We start from the raw sequence: 15,869 nt of genomic DNA, 5'->3' as shown, positions 1-15,869 counted from the left end.
GAACCGAGGGCGGCTTCAGCCGAGACGACGGTGGATCGACTTGAAGGTGACGTACTGCGCCAGCCCTTCGATGCCGTACTCCACCCCCAGCCCGGAGTCGTGTCGTCCGCCGAAGGGCGCGTTGTGGTTGGAGGCGAAGAAGTTCACACCGACGGATCCGGTGTCCATGCGCTCCGCGACTGCCTGTGCGGCCGCGGGATCGGCGGAGAAGACGACACCACCGAGTCCGAAGCGCGTGTCGTTGGCGAGGGCGACGGCCTCGTCGAGGTCGTCGTAGCGCAGGATGCTCACCACGGGCCCGAAGACCTCCTCACGGGCGACCCGCATGTCGGGTGTGACATCGGCGAACACCGTCGGCTCGATGAACCACCCCTGGTCCGTGTCCGCGGGGTGCCCGCCGGTGGTGGCGCGGGCCCCCTCCGCGTGCGCGGAGTCGAGATGGTCGCGCACGACGTCGTACTGCGCCTGCGACGCCATCGGCCCGAACACGGTGTCCTCGTCGAACGGGTCGCCCTGCGGTGCGCTCGCGACCACGCGCGTGACCATGTCGACCACCTCGTCGTAGCGGGACGAGGGGGCCAGGATGCGGGTGGAGATGTAGCAGGTCTGCCCGGTGTTGCGCAGGCAGGTGCGGATCAGTGCCGGGGCCACCCGCTCCAGGTCGGCGTCCTCCAGGACGATCGCCGAGGACTTGCCGCCGAGTTCGAGGGTGACCGGGCGGAGCAGTTCCCCGCAGGCGGCCGCGATCCGGCGCCCGACCGGGGTCGATCCGGTGAAGGCGACCTTGGCGGTCAGCGGGTGGCGGACCAGTCGGTCGCCGACCTCGCCGCCGCCGGTGACGAGGTTGACCACCCCGGCCGGGACTCCGGCCGCGGCGCAGGCCTCGACGACGAACCGGATCGAGAGCGACGTGCCGGGCGCGGGCTTCATGACCACCGTGCAACCGGCGAGCAGGGCGGGCGCCAGCTTGACCACCATCAGGTTGATCGGGAAGTTCCACGGTGCGATCAGCACGCACGGGCCCACGGGATCCTTGCGCACGACGGACTCGGCGCCTCCCGCCGGGAACGGCCTGACATCCTCGTCCTCCAGCCAGGACGCCAGCCCGGCGACGTGCCGCAGGATGCCGGCGGCGTTCGCCGCGGCGCCCCGGGTCTCGCCGATCGGCGAGCCGTTCTCGAGTGTGTTCGTCACGGCCGTCCCGGCGGCACGGGCCTCGACCTCGTCGGCGATCCGGCACAGCAGTGCTGCCCGCTCCGACGGCGTGGTGCGGGCCCACGGCCCCGTGCGGAAGGCCCGGTCGGCAGCGGCGAGGGCGGCGTCGACGTCCTCGGCGGAACAGTCGGGGACGGTGCCCCACTCGCGGCCCGTGGCCGGGTCGATCTGCGGCAGGCGGGCTGCGGCGGTCGAGCGGACCCAGGCGCCGTCGACGTAGTAGTCGTCGGTATGGGTCCACCGCGGCACGGGCCGGGCCGGGGACGGCGGGGTGCCGGTGACGTTCACCTGATCACCTCCGTCTTCAACAGGGCGCGGGAGCGCTCCAGTTCGGCCGTGGCCATGGCGATGGCCGGGGCGGTGAGCAGCTCGGGGATGATCTCCGCCTCCAGCCGGTCGCTGTAGACGGCGGGGTCCATGCGGAACCAGCCGGACGCCAGCGCGATTCCGGCGTGGTCGAACCTCCACAGCCGGTCGGCGTCGCGGACCAGGGCGTCCTCCAGCGAGTAGGCCTCCTGCCGGGTGTCGTGGCCGTCGATGATGTCGCAGACCTGGCGCACGAACTCCTCGTCGTAGCCCAGCGGGGGCAGCACCTCGCGGGCGATGGCGCAGCCCTGCCGCTCGTGCTCGAAGCGGATCTCCGCCTTGCGCCATTCGCCCGAGAAACCCTCGGAGAGGATGCGGTCCTCGTCGACCCTGCCCCAGCCGGTGTCGTGGAGTTGTATGGCCACCCGCACCAGCAGCCGGTCGGCCTCGGGGAAGGCATCGCACAGCCGCTCGGCGTAGGCGAGGGAGATCGGCAGATGGATGTCGTTGCCACGGGTGCGGGTCTCCGGAACGACTGCCTTCCAGATGGGGTCGAGGTCCTCGCCGGGAGCCGGAGTCAGCGAGATCGGTGAGATGTCGACCGGCCCCGACCCGGGGATCGGGTGCGCGGCGGGCAAGTTGGTGGGCATGGGGGAGCCTCTCCTCAGTCGGCATCGACCGGAGCGGTCGGCTGGACGGTCACGGATTTGAGTGGCACGGACGGATCGGTGGCGGCCCCGAACGGGATGGACAGGCCCTTGGTGAGGGCGTTGCGGACCGCCATGAAGTCCATCGGGTGGTTGACGCAGTCCGCGGCGACGACGCGGTCGCCGCGGTAGTACAGCACGCTGTGCCTGCCGCGCTCGGCGTCGGCGCGGACCAGGGTGCGGTCGTGGCCGGTGGACAGCCCGGCGATCTGGAGCTTGAGCTCACCCTGGTTGGACCAGAACCACGGAATGCCGGCGTATTCCTCCTGGCGGCCGGTGACCGCGTACGCCGCCACCTTGGCCTGTTCGACTGCGTTGTTGACGCTCTCGAACCGGACGCGGTCGCCCTCGGGTGCGCCGGGCACCGGATTGGGCAGGTTCGCGCAGTCGCCGACCGCCACGGTGACGCCGTCAGAGGCGCGCGCGGAGGCGTCGACGCGCACCCCGTTGTCGCAGACCAGGCCGATCGACTCGGCAAGTTCGGTGTTGGGGATCACACCGACGCCGACCAGCACCAGGTCGGCGGGCACGACGCGGCCGTCCGCGAGCTCCACACCGCCGACCCGGTCGCCGCGCGGAACGATCCGGCGGACGGTGGCGCCCAGCACGATGTCGATACCGGCGGCGCGATGGTGGCCGAGCAGATACGCCGAGGTCTCCTCGCCGACGGCGCGCGCGACCAGCCGCGGTGCCGCCTCCAGCAAGGTGACGGTGCGTCCCATCTTGTTCAGCGACGCGGCGGCCTCGATGCCGATGAAGCCGCCGCCGATCACGACCACGTCGCGCACGTCCGGCACCCGGGCTTTCAGTTCCAGGGCGTCGTCGGCGTTGCGCAGGTAGAGCACGCCGGGCAGGTCCACGCCGTCGAGCAGCAGCCTGCGCGGCCGCGCGCCGACGGCGAGGGCGAGGCGGTCGAAGGCGAACCGGGCTCCGGACATGGAGTGGGCCGTGCCCGAGCCGTTGTCGCGCTTGTCGATCCGGATGATCCGCTCGTTCTTCACCACGTCGATGCGGTGCTCGGCCCAGTATTCCTGGGTGCGGAACATGAGCGACTCATTGGTGATCTCGCCCTGCAGCCACTCCTTGGACAGGGGGGGTCGCTGGTAGGGGCGATGGTTCTCGTCACCGAGCAGCTTGATCGGTTCCTCGTGGCCGAGCGCGCGCAGTGACGTCGCCAGGGAGACGCCGGCCTGCGAGGAGCCGATGATGAGCAGTCCGTCGGTCATGACCCCTCACACCTGGGTGGCGGGGGTGGTCACCCGCAGGTCCATGCCGTCGGCCACCTTGAGCTGGCAGGACAGGCGGGAGTTCGGGCGCCGGTCCTCCGCGGTGCCCCAGAGCATCTCGTCCTCCATCTCACCCATCGGTGGCAGCGAGGCGAGATCGGCCTCTTCGACGTAGACGTGGCAGGTCGCGCACGACAGTGAGCCGCCGCACTCCGCGACGATGCCGGGAACGCCGTTGCGGACGGCGGTCTCCATGACCGAGTCGCCGACGTTGGCGTCCATGGTGCGGCAGTCCCCGGTGGGGTCGGTGTAGGTGACCTTCGGCATGGCTTTTTCTCCTGGTGGTCGGGGTCAGATGAACTGGCGGCCGCCGTCGACGACCAGGGTCTGCCCGGTGACGAAGGCGCTGTCGGGACCGGCGAGGTAGAGCGCGGCGCCGACGACGTCCTCGGGCCGGCTGGCCCGCCGCAGCGCGCCGCGGTCGACGCCGTAGGACTCGGCGTCCGCGATCAGACCGCGGCTGGCCTCGGTGAGGGTGAAGCCCGGCGCGATCGCGTTGACGGTGATCGAGCGCCGCCCGAGCTCCTTGGCCATCACCCGGGTCAGGGCGATCACGCCGCCCTTGGAGGCGACGTAGTGTGCCCAGTTCTCCGAACCGCTGTAGACCGTGGCCGAGGAGAGGTTGACGACCCGTCCGCCGTCGGGCAGGTGCGGGCTCACCGCCCGGGTCATCAGCCAGGGGCCCTTGAGGTTGACCGCCATCACCAGGTCCCACTCCGCCGGGTCGATCCGCTCCAGCGGGGACCGGGTGACGGTGCCGTAGACGGCGGCGTTGTTGACCAGGACGTCGATTGCGCCGCCGCCGAACTCCGCGACCCGGGCGGCGGCCGCCACGGTGCTCGCCGGGTCGGTGACATCGACCCGGCCGTGCCAGGCGTCGGCGCCTTGGGCCTCGACCAGGCGCGCGGTCTCCTCGGCCCCGTCCGGGTCGAGGTCGCAGGCCGCGACCCGGTAGCCGCGGCCGGCGAAGCCGAGGGCGAAGGCGCGGCCCAGACCGCCCGCCGCACCGGTCACCAGGACGGTGCGGGCGGGCGGCTGGTGTGTGGGGAGCGTCATGGTGATCAGCTCTCCAGGATCTCGACGCGTCCGGCGTTGCCGTCGACGCGCAGGCGCTGTCCGGTGCGGATCGTGGCGGACGCCGAACCGGTGCCCGTCACGGCGGGCAGGCCGTATTCGCGGCAGACGATCGCCGCGTGGCTCATCATGCCGCCGATGTCGGTGACGGTCGCCCTGATCCTGCCGAAGATCGGTCCCCAGGACGGCGCGGTGATCGTGGCGACGAGGATCTCGCCCTCCTGGACCTCGCCCAGCTCGTCGGCGGAGGTGATCACGCGGGCGATGCCCTCGACCACGCCCGGGGACGCGGCCATGCCGGTGATCGCCCCGTCTTCAGCGCCCTTGTCGCCGTCCAGCCACTGCTGGACCTGCTCGGTGGTGATGCCATAGAGCATCATCGTGAACGGCTCGGTGATCTGCGCCGGCGGCGTGTTGAGCGCGGGCTGCGGGCGCCGGGTGGACAGCGCGTCGATGATCCGGCGACGCCGCTCGATCTCGGCCGGCCAGTAGTGCGGGCCGGTCGACTCGGCACCGACCGCCCAGCCGGTGACCAGGTCGAAGATCGCGTCGCGGACCTCGTTGCGGTTGAGGTAGAGCATGTCGGCGGGGTCGGCCCAGAAACCGGCCCCGACGAAGACCCGGGCCAGCTCGCGCACCTTGCGCCAGAACACGCCCATCGTCCAGTGTTCGATGTAGAAGTTGTGGTTCTCCACGTACGGGTAGGCGGTGGCCGCGAGCTCGCGCTTGGCGTCGAACTGCTCGCGCAGCTCGCCCTGGAGCGCGTCGCGGTACTCCTCGACGATCCGTTCCTTCTCGGCGGCCAGCTGCTCGACCGGGCGCATGATCTCCTGGCCCTCGTCGATGCGGCGGATGTAGTCCTTGATGTAGCCGAGTGGTATCTCCTGGTGCTCCAGCCAGTACTTGTCGTGGCCGTAGAAGCCGTTGCCGACGGTGAAGTTGAACCACGGGTCCTGGGCCGCCCGGTAGGCCTCGGCCCACTCCTCGCCGCCCGCCTCGCGGACCGCCCGCAGGGTGCCCTCGACGTCGTCGGGGTTCTCGAAGGCCGGCTGAAGCCCCGACTGGACGGCCATGACCGCGAGCTGCTTGAGCTCGTCGTCGGGCCGGAACAGTTCCATGTCGACGCCCTGCACCATCTTGGCGATGGCCTGGTCGGGGATGCCCGGGAAGGCTTCCTTGCAGAAGCCGAAGAAGTCGAGGTAGGCGAGGTATCCGAGGTTCAGGAACTCGAAGTGGTACTGCCAGTTGCGGTAGAGCAGCGCGATCAGGCGGTCGTAGTTCTCCATCAGTGTCTGGGAGCCGTCCATCGCCTTGCCGGAGACGATGTCGTCGAACGGCACCATCGCGGGCAGCGCCTCGAAGCGCAGCTCCTCCATCTCGTCGATGGTGGCGCGGACCTTGGCGTGCCAGGCCTCCAGCAGGCTGTCCCAGTTCTGGAAGTAGTGGCCGGCGCGGCGTTCGAATTCCGGTACCCGGGCCGGGATCTCCTCCGGCGGCACGGCCACGGGGCTCATGTAGAGGTAACCCAGGTGGATCTTGAACTCGATGCCGTTGGCCGGCGGGATGAGCAGGTGCCTGGTGTTGTACTGCCCGAGGCACTTGACCGCGAACTCGCCACCGATGGTCTCGAACGGCTTGAACACGGTGGGCCAGTGCTGGCTGTCGCAGAACCAGAACTTGTCGTCACCGCCCGGCGCGTTGTCGAAGACGAGGTTGTAGGGGTAGAGCTGCTCCCAGCCCTCGGCTCCCTCGGGCACCTCTATCTCGGATGGCTTCGGGAAGGACTTCATGGTCTGTTCGATGGTCACGCTCGGATCCTTTGCGGGAGCGGCTCAGCGGCCGATGAGGGAGGAGGTGATCCCGGCCATGGAGAAGCCGGGTGTGTGCGTGATCGTGGAGGTCGGGTCGGTGGGCAGCGACGTCGTCGGCGTCGCTGCCGCGGCGGGCGTCGGTGCGAGGGCCGGCGCCGTGGCGGTCGGTGTCGCAACGGTCGCGGCCGCGGGGAGCGAGATCGCCGGGATCGACGTTGGGGCGGCCGAGGGCGCGGTGGTCGGGCGACTGGAGTAGACCGTCTCCGGACGGGACTGCAGCAGCAGCAGGTTCTCCCCGTCGGGCAGATCGGCGTCGATGGCCCACTCGATGTCCTGCGGGGTGCCGTAGTGCTTCTCGGCCCGCTTGGCCATGACCGCGACCGCGCGCAGCTCGGCGTCGGACAGGCAGCGGACCGCGCGGCGCTCCGGCTCGACCTCCCGCTCGACCAGTCGGCCGGGCCGCGGGTCCGGCACCAGCTCGGCGTGCTTGTCGCCGATGTGCTCGCGGACCACGGTGAGCATGATCTTGTCGAGCAGGATGTTGTCAGGGGTTACCAGTCCCGAGACGACCATCTCGCCAACTCCCCAGGAGGCGTCCACGACGATCTTGGAGCGGTCGCCGTTCGAGGGGTCCAGGGTCATCGCGACACCGGCGGTGCGGGCGTTCACCATCTTCTGCACCGCGACCGCCATCGACAGGTCGTCCTCGGGAATGCCCTTGCGTAGACGGTAGGTGATGGCGCGGCTGGTGTAGAGCGAGGCCCAGCAACGTCGGACGTGCTCGCTGACCTCCTCGTAGCCGGTGAGCCACAGGTACGTGTCCTGCTGGCCGGCGAAGCTGGCGTCGGGCAGGTCCTCGGCGGTGGCGGACGAGCGGACCGCGACCGGCACCCCGGCGTCGAACCGTGACATCAGCTGCTCGTAGGCCTCGCCCAGGACGCCGTGCATGTCCTCGGGCACTTCGCGCGACTCGATCGCGTCCCGGATCCGCGCCGAGATCCGGTCGACGCACTCGACGTCGTCGGGGTCGATTTCGGCGAGGCGGGCGCGGATCTCGTCGCGCAGCCCGCTGCCGTCGATGAAGCGGTCGAAGGCGGTGGTGGTCACCGCGAAGCCGGGCGGCACCGGCATCCCCGCCGAGGTCATCGAGACCAGTGAGGCGCACTTGCCGCCGAGCAGTTCGAGCGAGGGCTCGTGCCTGCTGTCGAAAAAGACGATGAAGTCACTCACGGGTCAGTCCTCCCAGATGACGGGAACCGCGGCAGGAGCGCGGAAGGAGAGGTTGCGGCCGAAGCGGATCTCCGCGCTGTCGGCGAGGCGCAGAGCCGGTGCGAGGCGCGCGACCTCCTCCAGCGCGATCTTCGCCTGCAGCTTGGCGAGCATGTTGCCCAGGCAGTAGTGGATCCCGTAGCCGAACGACAGGTGCTCGCGGGCGTTGGGACGGCCGATGTCGAAGGACTCGCCGTCCTTGAACCGGGACGCGTCGCGGTTGGCGGAGCCCATGAGCAGCAGGATTTCGGCGCCCTTCGGGATTGCCACGCCGCCGATCTCGGTGTCGCGCAGCGCCCTTCGGCGCCAGCCGACGATGGACGGGCTGTAGCGCAGCACCTCGTCGACGGCGGCCGGGATACGCGCCGGGTCGTCGACCACGGCCCGCCACTGCTCGGGGTGGGAGAGCAGCACACGCAGCGCGTTGGAGATCAGGGTGGTAGTCGTCTCATGGCCGGCGAAGAGCAGCGAATAGCAGACCGAGGCGATCTCGTGATCGCTGATCGGGTCGCCCTCGGCCTGCATCCGGACCATGTCGCCGACCAGGCTGTCCGGTGCGGTTTCGTGCGCCTCGGCGACCAGGCGCCGGCACTCGGCCCAGTACTCGACCAGGTTGCGGGCGTGCGGCACCTGTTCCTCGTCGGTGAGGTCGCCCCAGGTCATCGCCGCGCGCGAGTCCGACCAGCGCTTGAAGGTGTCGATCATGCCGACGTCCGCGCCGATCAGGGTGAGGATGGTGATCGTGGGGACGTCGTAGGCGAGGTCCCGGAGCAGGTCGCCGCGGCGCTCCGGCCGGGCCAGCATCGTCTCGAGCAGTCGCACCACGTTGGCGCGGATCCGGGGTTCGAGGACCTTGAACCGGCGCGGCGTGAACGCCTTCGCGGCCACCTTGCGGATCCGGGTGTGCTCCGGGGGGACCCGGGCGGAGAGGCCGGAGTAGGCGGTGAAGCCGCCGTCCTCCATGATCTGCCGGGCCTGCGGTCCCCGTTCGCGCACCGGGGCCTGGGCGTTCTCGGAGGAGAAGGTCTCCCAGTCCTCGAAGACGGCCTTGATGTCGTCGTAACGGCTCACGACCCAGTAGCCGACCCGCTCGTCGAACATCACCGGTTGCTGCGCCCGCAGGGCCGCGTACGACGGGAACGGGTCGTCTTGTTCGAATGGTTCGTAGCCGTGGTGGACCGGACACGCCGGTGCAGTCCCGGCCGGGCTGTGAGTCGACGCCATTACGCCTCCTGAGATGTGTGTCGGGTCGTGTGACGACCGCTTCATGGTGTCTTCGGCCACAGAGGCCGTCCAGACGCAGCTTCCGTTGGACGGAAGCAGCTGCGCCCCGGATCAGCGGGGATGCCGGGTGGCGCGGCGAGGCCGCAGGACGGGGGCAGGCTGCGGTCGCGCCGCGGCGGCCTCGATGCGCTGCGCGACGCCCCGCAGGGTCGGCAGGTGGCGGGTCATGACGGCGCCCTGGTTCGACAGCATCACCAGGCCGATCGCGGCAGGGTGCGGCTCCAGGCGGACCGGTACCGCGATCGAGCAGGAGCCCTCGCGGACCTCTTCCTGGGTGGTGGCGTAGCCCTCGTCGCGCACCTTGCGCAGCTCGGCCATGAGCCGACCCGGGTTGACGTGCGTGTGCCGGGTCGGGGCCTCCAGGCGGTGCGCGAGATACGCCTCGCGCACCCACTCCTCCTCGTACGCCAGCAGCACCTTGCCGACCGCCGTGGCGTGCAGCGGCAGCCGGCCGCCGACGCGCGAGGCCCGCGGAACCCGGGTCGATCCGTAGATCCGGTCGATGTAGAGCGCCTCGTCCCCGTCGCGGATGGCGAGGTGCGCGGTCTCGTGGGTGAGCGAGAACAGATCCTGCAGGTGGGGACGGGCGGTGTCGCGCAGGTGACGGCCGGCGTTCTGGGCGACCCCCCACAGGCGCAGGCCGACGATGTAGCGGCCGCGGTCGTCCCGTTCGAGGGCGCCCCACTCGACGAGTTCCCCGACGAGCCGATGGGCGGTGGGCAGCGGCACATCGGCGTACTGGGCCAGCTCGCTGAGCGACAGTGCGTGCTGGCCGCTCTCGAAGGCGCCGAGCAGCGCGAACACCTTGGTGGTCACGGTACGGCCGTCACCGCGCATGGCACCCTCCTTCTCGGTCGCAGCGATGACGCCACGGTGATGACATTGTCGCGTGCGACGGCATATGCCTCCGCGAGCCCACCTCGCGCGGTCGGTCCGCGGCCCTCGGCCCAGCGCGGTCGTGCGCGCGGCCGTCGGCCCCGCACCGTCAGCCCAGCGCGACCCGCTGGGGAGCGCTGTCGATCCCCGCGACGGCGGCCAGGGCGCGGGCCATGGCGCGGGCCGTGTCGGTGAACAGGTGGTCGTGGACCCGGCTGCCGATCAGCACCAGCGCCTGTTCCCGGGTGAGCCCGAACCAGTCCATGATCGTGTCGACGCCGTGTGGTGTGAGCCGCCACAGCTTGTCGGCGTCCTTGACCAGCGAGTCGTTGAGCGACAGGGCGGCGGGGCGTGAGTCGTGACCGTCGACGATCTCGACGATCTCCGTGGTCCGGACCGGGTCGTGGCCGAGACGGGCGAGGATGTCCGCGGCGATGGCGGCACCCTCCTTCTCGTGCCGCAGGACCAGATCGGGGCGCCCGCCCCCGGGCCGGATCGCCTCCAGCACCTCCTCCTCCGGCACCCGCGACCAGCCGGTGTCATGGAGGATGATCGCGGGCAGCACGACGTCGCGGTCCGCCTCGGGGTGCAGGTCGCACAGGGCGCGGGCGAGGCCGTAGGAGTAGGCGGTGTGACCGTCGTTGCCGCGTACGTGCAGGTGATCGACGGCCAGCCGCCACACGGCGTCGTCCTCCGCCCGCCAGCCGGCCGTGCCGGGGACGCCGGCGGCATCGGGCAGATGGCCCGTGACGTCCTTGCCGAGCTGGTTGGTGATCGGGTGCAGGCGGGGCAGAGCCATGTTCAACGCCCTCCGGGCCAGCCGGTGTAGGCCTCGGCGAGGTACGTCGACCCCGCGGCCGATCCGGTCACCGAGGCCAGCTCGCCCTCCTGGCGCCGCACGTCGAAGGGGGTCGCGTCCGGCAGTGTGTGCAGCATTGTCGTCATCCAGTAGGAGAAGTGCTGGGCCTTCCACACCCGGTGCAGCGCCCGCTCGCTGTAGCTCGTCAGCGGGGCCGGGTCGTCGGTGGTCAGCGCCCGCTCCAGCTCTTCGGCCAGCACCCGGACATCAGCGAGTGCGAGATTGAGCCCCTTGGCGCCGGTCGGCGGGACCGTGTGCGCGGCGTCGCCGGCGAGGACGAGGCGGCCGTAGTGCATCGGTTCCTGGACGAAGCTGCGGAACGGAAGCACGGTCCGCGAGGTGATCGGCCCCTCCTTGAGCACGTGGCCGTTGGCGTCCAGGCGCGCCTGCAGCTCGGTCCAGATCCGGTCGTCGGACCAGGCGTCCGCGTCCTCGGCGGAATCGCACTGGAAGTACATGCGCTGCAGCGTCTCGGTGCGCTGGCTGATCAGCGCGAAGCCGCGGGGTGAGTGGTTGTAGATGAGCTCCGGCGCGCTCGGCGGTGCCTCGGTGAGGATGCCGAACCAGGCGAAGGGGTACTCGCGGAAGTACTGGCGTCGTTCGGCCTCCGGCACCATCCGGCGGCACAGGCTCCGCGAGCCGTCGGCACCCACCAGGAACTCGGCTCGGACCTCGTGAGCGGCCCCGCCCGCGTCGGTGAACCGCATGACCGGCGCCGAGAGGAGGTCGTCGACCGAGACGTCGGTGACGCCGAAGCGCACGTCGCCGCCGTCGCGTTCGCGGGCGTCGGCGAGGTCGGCGAAGACGTCCTGCTGGGGATAGAGGTACGTCGAGGCGCCGACCAGGCCGCGGAAGTCGATCCGGTGGCTGCCGCCGCCGAAGGCCAGGTCGATGCCGTCGTGCTGGTAGCCGTCACGGTGCACCCGGTCCGAGACACCGGTGCCGACCAGCAGGTCCACGGAGTCCTGTTCGAGGATCCCGGCTCGGTGGGTCCGCTCGATCTCCTCGCGGCTGCGCAGGTCGATCGCGACGGAGTCGATTCCGGCCCGCGCGAGCAGGTGGGAGAGCATGAGTCCGGCGGGACCGGCACCGACGATGCCGACCCGGGTGCGGGAGTGGATGCGCGAGGATGACATACGGCTCATTGTTCGGTGCTCCTGTCCGCCCCGGCCACGGCTGACTTCTGCCCAACGGAAGTCGCTGTGGCCAAGGCCGCTCGGGTCCGGCCGGTCGGCGGGCCCGCGGGGCCGGCGGCGGTGCCGACAGCCCTGCGGGCGGGGGTGGTTCGGCTCATGGGCGGAGCTCTCCTTCGAGTTCTTCGAGTACACCGTTGGCGACGGCGAAGGCCGAGTTGGCCGCCGGGACGCCGCAGTAGATCGCGGCCTGCAGCAGCACCTCTCCGATCTCCGCCGCGGACAGGCCGTTGGTACGGGCCGCGCGGACGTGCATCGCCAGTTCCTCGTGGTGGCCGAGGGCGATCAGGGCGGTGAGGGTGATGCAGCTGCGGGTGCGCCGGTCCAGCCCCGGGCGGGTCCAGATCTCGCCCCAGGCGTAGCGGGTGATCAGATCCTGGAAAGGCTCGGTGAACGCCGTGGTGCCGGCCACTGCGCGGTCCACGTGTGCGTCGCCGAGGACGGCGCGGCGCACCCCCATACCGGCGGCGTGCGTCTCCTCGCGTGTCACTCCGGCCGTGTCCGGGGCCGGGTCGAGGTGGGCGAGCAGCGCGGCGAGCACGCGCTGCGGCTGCTCGGCGGGGGCGAGGTGCGCGGCCCCGGGGATCTCCACCAGGGTCGCACCAGGAATGCCGTCGGCGAGTTCTCGGGCGTTGACCGGCGGGGTGGCGAGATCCTCGCGTCCGCCCACGACAAGTGCGGGTGTGCTGATTCCCCTCAGTTCGGCGCGCAGGTCGAATCCGGCCAGGGCGTCGCAGCAGGCGGCGTAGCCGTCCCGGTCGCAGGCTCTCTGGTCCTCGACCAGGGCGGCGGCGGTCGGTGTCCCGGCGAAGGCCGGGGTGAACCAGCGGGTGGGCGCGTCGGCGGCAAGCCGGCCCAGCCCCTCCGTGCGGACCAGCGCGGCCCGCGCCTGCCAGGCCGTCGGCTCGCCGAAGTGGGCCGCGGAGCAGACGACCGTCAGCGATGCCACCCGCTCGGGGTGGTGGACGGCCAGCCAGGTGCCGATCGCACCGCCGAGCGAGACCCCCGCGTAGGCGAACCGGTCGACGCCGAGCGCGTCGGCGAGGGCGAGCACCAGCGCGCCGAGGTCGGCGACGGCGGTGTGCCCGGGCTCGAGGTCCGGCAGCACGGCAGCGGGCGTACCGCCGTGGCCCGGGAGGTCCCAGCGGATTACCCGGTATCGCCGCGACAGTGCCGGGACGAGTGCGTCCCACAGCCTCAGGGAGGTGCCCAGGGACGGGCCGAGAAGCAGCGGGGGAGCGTCGTCGCGCCCGTCGACGCGGTGGTGGAGCAGTGTGGTCGACGTCTTCGGTGACGTCATGGCAGGTCCTCGGAGTAGTCGTGATGGTGGATGGGGCCGCGGCGCAGGGCTCGGTCGGTGAGCGGCGCGGCGGCGCCGAGGTAGCCGGTCGGGTCGAGCAGATCCCGCAGCTGCTTCGGGGCGAGCAGGCCGGCGAGCGCCGGATCCTCCTCCAGTGCTTCGTCCAGGCCCAGGCCCGCGGTTGCGGCGGCCCGGGAAGCACGGGTGAGCAGGCTGCGTGCCTCGGTCCGGCCGACCAGCGGTTCGAAGGCGGCGACGAGGCGCTCGGAGACGATCAGCCCTTCCGTCAGTTCGAGGTGGGCGCGCATCCGGTAGTCGGCCACCTGCAGCTCGGAGGCCATCCAGGCGGCGTCATGGGCCGCTCCGCCGACCAGGCGCAGGGCTTCGCGCAGGGTTTCCCACTCGGCGTGCCAGGCACCGGCCGGGCGCTCGTCCTCGGCGGCCATGGAGCCGAGGAGCACCGCCGCGAGCTGCGGCAGGCGGCGCGCGGTGGCGGCGATGAGCGTGGCCCGGACCGGGTTGGACTTGTGCGGCATGGCCGACGAGCCGCCGCCGGTGCCTTCCGTCACCTCGGCGATCTCCGTGCGGGAGAGCACCAGCACATCGGCGGCGATCTTGCCGAGCGCGCCGCCGACCAGGGCCAGCGCCGCGCCCAGGTCCGCGACGGGCATGCGCAGCACGTGCCACGGCAGCAACGGCTCGGCGAGCCCCAGCTGCCGCGCGTACCGGGCGGAGAGCGGCAGCGCCTGTTCCCCGAAGGCGGCCAGCGTGCCTGCGGCGCCGCCCAGTTGGGCGGGCAGCAGGACGCCGGCGAGCCGGTCCCTGGCATCCAGGACCAGGTGTCGCCAGCCGGCCGCCTTCAGTCCGAAGGTGGTCGGTACGGCGTGCTGGGTGAGCGTGCGGCCGGGCATCGGCGTGTCGCGGTGCGCGGCGGCGAGTTTGGCCAGCGTCGCGGCGGCACGGTCCAGGTCGGCCAGGATCAGCCGCCGGGCGCGGGCGGCCACCAGCATCAGTGCGGAGTCGAGGATGTCCTGGCTGGTCGCGCCTCTGTGGATGTGGTCGGCGGCGCTCGGGACGGCCGCGGTGAGGTCCGCGACCAGCGGGATCACCGGATTGCCCCCGCCCCTGGCCCGTAGCGCGAGCGAGCGGGCGTCGAAGCGCTCGGCGCGCGCGGCCGCGGTGACGGCGTCGGCCGCCCCGGCGGGCGCGAGGCCGAGTTCGGCCTGCGCCCGCGTCAATGCCGCCTCGGCGTCGAGCATGGCCTGGAGGAAGCCGTGGTCGCCGGTCGCGGCCTCGACTGGCGAACCCGCCCGGCCGGGCGCCAACAGGCCGACGTCGGCGGGCATGTCAGCGGAACTCAAGGAAGACCGTCTCCTTTCCCGGGTCTCCTTGCAGGCGGATGTCGAAGCGGTGGACACTGTCGCGTTCCCGCACGGCCAGCAGCGTCGCGCGCCGGTCGGCCGGGAGACCGCGGAGCAGCGAGTCGTCCTCGTGGCCCGGCAGGTAGGCGCGGGTGTGCAGATGGTGCAGCAGGCCACGGGCGAAGACCACGATGCCGAGGTAGGGAGCGTCGGCGGGCGGCGGCAGCGTGCGCAGCGTGTAGTGGCCGTCGGCGTCTACGGCGACGCGGCCGAAGCCGGTGAAGTCCACCCCATGACGGCCGAGGGCCGCACCGGTGACGGGGTCGCGGCGCATCGAGCCCGGCGCACCGGCCCGTGAACCCTCCGGGCTCGCCTGCCAGAACTCCAGCAGCGCGTCGGGGACGGGCCGCCCCTCGCCGTCCAGCACGTGTCCGTGCAGGGTCACGGTACGGGGGTCGCCGACCGGTGCGATGTCCCCGCCGCCCGCGAAGGGCAGTGCGTACCCGAAGAAGGGGCCCACGGTCTGCGCGGGCGTGATGTCCTTCGCGGTCACCTGGCGGCTCACCTGGCCTCATCCTCCTGCTGCTCGGTCCAGGTGGCCCCGGGGCCGTCGAGGACGATGTCGAAGCGGTAGCCCAGCGACCATTCGTGTTGGGACAGATCGTGGACGTATGCGGCGATCAGCCGCTCGCGGGCCGCCGGGTCGGTGATGGACTGGTAGATCGGGTCGTGGGCGAAGAGCGGGTCGCCCGGGAAGTACATCTGGGTGATCAGGCGCTGCGTGAACGCGGTGCCGAAGAGCGAGAAGTGGATGTGCGCCGGACGCCAGGCGTTGAGGTGGTTGCGCCACGGGTACGCGCCCGGCTTGATGGTGGTGAACGTGTAGCCGCCCTGGTCGTCCGTCAGGCAGCGTCCTGCGCCGGTGAAGTTGGGGTCGAGCGGCGCCGCGTGCTGGTCGCGTTGGTGGGCGTAGCGACCGGAGGCGTTGGCCTGCCAGATCTCGACGAGTTGGCCGCGCACGGGGCGCCCGTCGCGGTCGAGCACCCGGCCGGTGACGGTGATGCGCTCGCCCAGCGGCTCGCCGGAGTGCAGGCGGGTCAGATCGCTGTCCAGCGCGGTCACGTCGGTGTGTCCGAAGACCGGGCCGGTCAGCTCGACCGCCTCCGGGTCCTCGACCACGACCAGCGGCTGGGTGGGGTGGCGCAGCAGCGTGCTGCGGTAGGGGGCGTAGGAACGGGACGGGTGGACATCGCCGTCCGGTCGGATCGCCGCCATCTCGGCGTCGATCACGCCCTGCTCGATGAGTTCGCTCATCTCCTTGTCCTTTC

Annotated in this window: 15 protein-coding genes; all 15 read right to left on the bottom strand. The window is 71.5% G+C overall.

What is annotated here, in order from left to right; genetic code table 11:
• Nucleotides 1–15 precede the first annotated feature (15 nt).
• Entirely contained in the window at nt 16–1,503 is a 1,488-nt protein-coding gene (locus AMK22_RS10425; RefSeq protein ID WP_073783695.1) for an aldehyde dehydrogenase family protein, read from the bottom strand.
• Nucleotides 1,500–2,171: an HD domain-containing protein gene (locus AMK22_RS10420; protein WP_073783693.1), complete on the bottom strand. Its 672-nt coding sequence runs from the start codon at nt 2,169–2,171 to the stop codon at nt 1,500–1,502. Before AMK22_RS10420 ends, AMK22_RS10425 begins: the two co-directional genes overlap by 4 nt.
• A gap of 14 nt (nt 2,172–2,185) precedes the next feature.
• Nucleotides 2,186–3,454 (bottom strand): NAD(P)/FAD-dependent oxidoreductase, encoded by a 1,269-nt coding sequence (locus AMK22_RS10415; RefSeq protein ID WP_073783691.1) that lies wholly within the window; start codon nt 3,452–3,454, stop codon nt 2,186–2,188.
• 6 nt (nt 3,455–3,460) lie between these two features.
• The gene (locus AMK22_RS10410) at nt 3,461–3,781 is read right to left on the bottom strand and encodes a 2Fe-2S iron-sulfur cluster-binding protein (protein WP_073783690.1); all 321 of its coding nucleotides are present in this window, start codon (nt 3,779–3,781) and stop codon (nt 3,461–3,463) included.
• A 24-nt stretch (nt 3,782–3,805) separates the two neighbouring features.
• Nucleotides 3,806–4,570, bottom strand: a complete 765-nt coding sequence (locus AMK22_RS10405; RefSeq protein WP_073783688.1) for an SDR family NAD(P)-dependent oxidoreductase — start codon at nt 4,568–4,570, stop codon at nt 3,806–3,808.
• A 5-nt stretch (nt 4,571–4,575) separates the two neighbouring features.
• Nucleotides 4,576–6,396 carry a PEP-utilizing enzyme gene (locus AMK22_RS10400; RefSeq protein ID WP_199883181.1) on the bottom strand — a complete coding sequence of 607 codons (1,821 nt, stop codon included), beginning with the start codon at nt 6,394–6,396 and terminating at the stop codon, nt 4,576–4,578.
• A gap of 24 nt (nt 6,397–6,420) precedes the next feature.
• Nucleotides 6,421–7,629 carry a PEP/pyruvate-binding domain-containing protein gene (locus tag AMK22_RS10395; RefSeq protein ID WP_073783686.1) on the bottom strand — a complete coding sequence of 403 codons (1,209 nt, stop codon included), beginning with the start codon at nt 7,627–7,629 and terminating at the stop codon, nt 6,421–6,423.
• Nucleotides 7,630–7,632: 3 nt separating this feature from the next.
• Nucleotides 7,633–8,892, bottom strand: a complete 1,260-nt coding sequence (locus tag AMK22_RS10390) for a cytochrome P450 (protein ID WP_073783684.1) — start codon at nt 8,890–8,892, stop codon at nt 7,633–7,635.
• Between the two features lie 111 nt (nt 8,893–9,003).
• Nucleotides 9,004–9,789, bottom strand: coding sequence for an IclR family transcriptional regulator (locus AMK22_RS10385; protein ID WP_073783682.1), 786 nt, complete (start codon nt 9,787–9,789; stop codon nt 9,004–9,006).
• 148 nt (nt 9,790–9,937) lie between these two features.
• Nucleotides 9,938–10,627 carry an HD domain-containing protein gene (locus AMK22_RS10380; RefSeq protein ID WP_079186043.1) on the bottom strand — a complete coding sequence of 230 codons (690 nt, stop codon included), beginning with the start codon at nt 10,625–10,627 and terminating at the stop codon, nt 9,938–9,940.
• Between the two features lie 2 nt (nt 10,628–10,629).
• Nucleotides 10,630–11,823 (bottom strand): 4-hydroxybenzoate 3-monooxygenase, encoded by a 1,194-nt coding sequence (locus tag AMK22_RS10375; protein WP_073783680.1) that lies wholly within the window; start codon nt 11,821–11,823, stop codon nt 10,630–10,632.
• A gap of 154 nt (nt 11,824–11,977) precedes the next feature.
• Nucleotides 11,978–13,180: a bifunctional 3-oxoadipate enol-lactonase/4-carboxymuconolactone decarboxylase PcaDC gene (gene pcaDC, locus AMK22_RS10370; protein WP_073783678.1), complete on the bottom strand. Its 1,203-nt coding sequence runs from the start codon at nt 13,178–13,180 to the stop codon at nt 11,978–11,980.
• Complete coding sequence (pcaB, locus tag AMK22_RS10365) at nt 13,177–14,541, bottom strand: 3-carboxy-cis,cis-muconate cycloisomerase (protein WP_073783676.1); 1,365 nt, start codon at nt 14,539–14,541, stop codon at nt 13,177–13,179. Before pcaB ends, pcaDC begins: the two co-directional genes overlap by 4 nt.
• Nucleotides 14,528–15,106 carry a protocatechuate 3,4-dioxygenase subunit alpha gene (gene pcaG / locus AMK22_RS10360; RefSeq protein ID WP_242433909.1) on the bottom strand — a complete coding sequence of 193 codons (579 nt, stop codon included), beginning with the start codon at nt 15,104–15,106 and terminating at the stop codon, nt 14,528–14,530. The genes pcaB and pcaG overlap by 14 nt, the downstream gene beginning before the upstream one ends.
• Nucleotides 15,103–15,816: a protocatechuate 3,4-dioxygenase subunit beta gene (gene pcaH / locus AMK22_RS10355; RefSeq protein ID WP_242433924.1), complete on the bottom strand. Its 714-nt coding sequence runs from the start codon at nt 15,814–15,816 to the stop codon at nt 15,103–15,105. Before pcaH ends, pcaG begins: the two co-directional genes overlap by 4 nt.
• Nucleotides 15,817–15,869: the final 53 nt, after the last annotated feature.

It is taken from the genome of Streptomyces sp. CB01580 (assembly GCF_001905795.1).
Lineage (GTDB): Bacteria > Actinomycetota > Actinomycetes > Streptomycetales > Streptomycetaceae > Streptomyces.
The sequence above is the reverse complement of the archived record's forward strand: the minus strand, read 5'-3'. Positions and strand labels throughout refer to the sequence as shown.